This is a genomic window from Sinomonas sp. G460-2, assembly GCF_047759905.1.
Taxonomy (GTDB): domain Bacteria; phylum Actinomycetota; class Actinomycetes; order Actinomycetales; family Micrococcaceae; genus Sinomonas.
The window spans coordinates 1-4392 of sequence record NZ_JBKZWT010000302.1; the positions used below are offsets into that span (position 1 = coordinate 1).

At 70.5% G+C, this 4392-nt stretch carries 4 protein-coding genes; 3 read left to right on the top strand and 1 reads right to left on the bottom strand.

The window, feature by feature from the left end:
* Positions 1 to 781: aminotransferase class I/II-fold pyridoxal phosphate-dependent enzyme (locus tag ACLN58_RS18525; protein WP_415856713.1), on the bottom strand; the 781-nt coding region annotated here is incomplete at its 3' end.
* Between the two features lie 143 nt (positions 782 to 924).
* Between ACLN58_RS18525 and tmk the strand changes: the two genes are divergently transcribed.
* Genes tmk through ACLN58_RS18540 form a run of 3 tightly spaced genes read left to right on the top strand, consistent with a single transcriptional unit; the run spans position 925 to position 4349 of the window.
* Positions 925 to 1623: a dTMP kinase gene (tmk, locus tag ACLN58_RS18530; protein ID WP_415856714.1), complete on the top strand. Its 699-nt coding sequence runs from the start codon at positions 925 to 927 to the stop codon at positions 1621 to 1623.
* On the top strand, positions 1620 to 2762 hold the full coding sequence (locus ACLN58_RS18535; protein ID WP_415856715.1) for a DNA polymerase III subunit delta': 1143 nt from the start codon (positions 1620 to 1622) through the stop codon (positions 2760 to 2762). Before tmk ends, ACLN58_RS18535 begins: the two co-directional genes overlap by 4 nt.
* A gap of 12 nt (positions 2763 to 2774) precedes the next feature.
* Positions 2775 to 4349, top strand: a complete 1575-nt coding sequence (locus ACLN58_RS18540; protein WP_415856716.1) for an alpha/beta hydrolase — start codon at positions 2775 to 2777, stop codon at positions 4347 to 4349.
* The last annotated feature ends 43 nt before the right edge of the window (positions 4350 to 4392 follow it).

A 4392-nucleotide genomic window follows, 5' to 3' on the forward strand; every position in this document is an offset into this window, starting at 1 on the left:
CGTGCAGCGTGCGGTGGCCGAGGAGGCGCGCGCGCAGCTCGTCCTTCGCCGTCACCGCGAGGCCGAGGAGTACGTCGGAATGGCCGGCCAGGTACTTGGTCGCCGAATGGACGACGACGTCGGCCCCCACCGCGAGCGGGCGTTGGCCGAGCGGCGTGCTGAACGTGTTGTCGACGACGACGAGGGCGCCGGCCGCATGGGCCGCGTCGACGAGCGCGGGCAGGTCCGCGACCTCCATCATGGGGTTCGTGGGGCTCTCGACCCACAGGAGGCTCGCGCCGTCGAGCGCGGCGATGACTCCCTCGGTGTCCGCGATATCGACCGAGCGGAGGTGGAGCTCGCCCCGCTCCCCCTTGCTCTGGGCGATCCCTAGTGTGCCCGAATACGAATGGGCCGGCGCCACGAGGACCCCGCCGACGGGGATGAGGCTCAGCGCGGCGGCCACGGCGGCCATGCCCGAGGAGAACAGGAGCGCGGGGACCTCGGCCCCCTCGAGCCGCGCGACGGCCTCCTCGAACGGTTCCCACGTCGGGTTCGAGTACCTCGCGTAGCCGCGGGCGCCCTCGCCGACCGCGCCCATGCCGACGAACGTCGAGGAGAAAACGACGCTCGGGTTCACGGGGGTGTCGTGTCCACGTTCCGGCCGCCCCGCCGCCACGGCGAGGGTCTCCGCGGAGAGCGCGGCGAGAGCCTCCGAGTCGAGGTGCGGGAAGGCGCCTTCGGCACCGCTCTCGGCGGGGCTCTGGGCGGGGAAGGCGGAGTCGGAGGGCGCGTCGGTCATGCCCCTAGATTATGCCCAGCGAAGTGGGCCCGCGGCGGAGGATGACTGCCCCTCACGAGGGCGGTTGCTCCTGCACAGGCCCAGCCGTCCACATCCGCGCGTTTGCGGCGCGAGGACGGCGTCCGAGTCGGTAGTCTGGGTGGGTGATCTCCTCCGCCGAAACGCCGCTTCCTGGCCTGTTCGTCGCCTTCGAAGGCGGCGACGGCGCAGGGAAGTCGACGCAGGCGCGGATGCTCGCGGATTCCCTCCGTGCCGCGGGTCACGAAGTGCTCCTCACGCGCGAGCCCGGCGGCACGCCGATCGGCGAAAAGCTGCGCGGCCTCGTCCTCGAGCACGGACACGGAGAGGTTGACGCGCGTACCGAGGCACTCATCTTCGCAGCCTCTCGCGCCGCTCACGTCGAGCAGTCCATCCGGCCCGCGCTCGAGCGCGGAGGCCTCGTGGTGACGGACCGCTACATCGGCTCCTCGATTGTCTACCAGGGCGTGGGGCGCGGGCTCGGTGCCGATGCCGTGCGCGATCTCAACGTGTGGGCCACGGACGGGCTGTGGCCCGATCTCACGGTGCTCCTCGACGTCGACGAGGCCGAGGGCCGCTCGCGGCGAACCGCTGGCGACGCGGCCGAGGACCGGCTCGAGTCGGAGCCGGACGAGTTCCACCGCGACGTGCGGGCGGCCTTCCTCGAACTCGCCGAGACGCGTCCCGATGCCTACCTCGTGCTCGACGCGCGTCAGGAGCCCGCCGAGCTCGCCAGGGCGATCCTCTCAGCCGTGACGAGCGCGCTCGAGGCGCGCGCCGCCGCGGTCCGTGCCCATCCGGGCCGTGTGGAGGCTCGCTCGTGACCGTGTGGGATCAGCTTGTGGGGCAGGCGCCGGTGGCTGAGCAGCTGCGACGGGCCGCCGCAGGCGAAGGCCTCACCCACGCGTGGCTCTTCACCGGCCCCCCAGGATCTGGGCGTTCGACGGCGGCGAAAGCGTTCGCGGCGGCGCTCAACTGCGAGGTTGAGGACGTGATGGCGCGCGGCTGCGGGGTGTGCCCCGGGTGCCGCGCGGTCCTCGCGGAGACACACAGCGACGTGACGTTCGTGCGCACCGAGAAGGTCACCATCACGATCGACGAGGCGCGCGAGCTCGTGGCCAAGTCCGGCGACCGGCCGTCCACCGGCCGGTGGCGCATCGTCGTCGTCGAGGACGCGGACCGCATGGCCGAGCGCACCACGAACGTGCTCCTCAAGGCGATCGAGGAACCCACGCCGCGGACCATCTGGATGCTGTGCGCGCCGTCGCCGGCCGACGTGCTCGTGACCATCCGCTCACGGTGCCGTCCCGTGGGGCTCCGGCTCCCGCCGGTGTCCGACGTCGCGGCGCTGCTCGTAGAGCGCGACGGCGCCGATCCCGATCTCGCGGTTCAGGCGGCCCGTGCGGCCCAGAGCCACATCGGCATTGCGCGGCGGCTCGTGCACGATCCCGCGGCCCGAGAGCGCCGCGCGGCCACGGTGCGACTCCCGCTCACCCTCACGACCGTCTCCCAGGCCGTCAACCTCGCCGAGCAGCTCGTCAAGATCGCCACTGAGGAGGCCTCGAGCTCGAACGAGGAGCGGGACGCGCAGGAGCGCTCGCGATTGCTCGAGACGCTCGGGGTCACTGGTGACGAGAAACTGCCCCCGACGCTCCGCTCCCAGGTCCGGCAGCTCGAGGAAGACCAGAAGAGGCGCGCGAAGCGGTCCGTCACGGACTCGCTCGACAGAACCCTCACGGACTTGCTCTCGTTCTACCGCGACGTGCTGATGATTCAGCTCGGCAGCGACGTGGACCCGGTCAACACCGAAATCGCGGCGGACGTCAGCGACTTCGCGGCGAAATCTTCGGCCGCCGTAACTTTGGCACGCATGGACGCGGTTAACACCACGCGACAGCGCATCACGACCACCAACGTGGCCCCGCTCCTTGCGGTCGAAGCCATGGCGGTAAGCCTGATCTGACGGAGGAGCCCTGTGACGACGCCTGCCCCGAGCCCGGGGACGCCTCTGCCCGCCGCCGCAACCGCCCGGCTGCGGGGCGCGGTCGTCGTTGTCGTGGCCGCGATCCTGATCGCGCTGACGGGATGCACGCCATTGATCGGACCGGGCCAAGGCAACTCCGCGAGCCCCGAGACTTCGGCGACCGAGGGGGCCCCGTCGGAGCTGAAGAAGTTCTACCAGCAGCAGATCCAGTGGTCTCCCTGCGAGAACAATCTCGAGTGCGCCAAGGTCACCGTCCCGGTGGACTACGCGAAGCCGGACGGGGACACGATCCAGCTCGCCGTTGCACGCCTCAAGGGGCGGAACGCGAAGGGGAACCTCCTGGTCAACCCTGGCGGACCGGGCGCCTCGGGAATCGACCTCGTGCGCGATGCCGGCAACTCGATGTTCTCCGACAAGCTCCGCGGGGCGTACAACCTCGTGGGCTGGGACCCCCGTGGGGTCAAGCGCTCCGCCCCGGTCACGTGCCTCGATGCCGCGGGCCAGGACGCGGTGCGGCAGCTCAACCTCGACAATTCGACCGATGCGGGGCTCGCGCAGTCGTTCGCCGAGCAGAAGAAGGTCATCGACGCCTGCAAGGCGAACACCGGCCCGATCCTCGCCCACTCCGACACGATCAGCTCGGTCAAGGACATGGATGTCCTGCGGGCGGTGGTCATGGGCCAAACCAAGCTCGACTACGCGGGCTTCTCCTACGGGACGCTCCTCGGGGCGACCTACGCGAGCATGTTCTCCGACCGTGTGGGGAAGTTCGTGCTCGACGGCGCCGTCGACCCCGCCTTGGGCGCCCAGGAGCTCACACTCGGCCAGGCGAAGGGGTTCGAGGACGCGCTCCACGCGTACGTCCGCTCGTGCATCTCGAAGTCGGGCTGCCCACTCACGGGCTCGGAAACTGATGCTGTCGGCCAGATCCAGACGCTGTTCCAGAACGTCCAGGAGCAGCCGATGCACACCAGCGATGGGCGCGCCCTCCCCATCACCGACTTCGTGAACGGGTTCATCCTCCCGCTCTACAACGACCAGAGCTGGCCCGTGCTCACGCAGGCCATCGCGAAGGCGCTCCGGGGAGACGGTTCGTCGATGCTGCGCCTCGCGGATCAGGCCGCGGATCGCGACCAGAACGGCACCTATTCGTCCAACGGCTCGTGGGCGTTCATGGCGTACAACTGCCTCGACTACCCCACCGAGTCCGACACCGCGGGTATGCGCACCGAGGCCCAGCAGCTCGCGGAGGCCTCGCCGACGTTCGGCCAGTTCTTCGCGTACGGCGGCGTGAACTGCCGGGACTGGCCCTACAAGTCCGTCCGGACGCCCGCCCCCGCGCACTATACGGGCGGCAACCAGATCATGGTGCTCGGCACCACGGGCGATCCCGCCACGCCGTATCCGTGGGCGGTCTCGCTGCGCTCGGAGCTCGGGAACGCCGCCCTGCTGACCTGGACCGGGCAGGGTCACACGGCGTATGGGCGCGGCTCGACGTGTGTCGATCAGGCCGTGGACAGCTTCCTCGCGGACGGCAAGGCCGCCGAGGACGGCAAGCACTGCTGACGCCGCGCCGCCTAGGGTGAGCCGGGCGCCGTCGTTCGCGTCG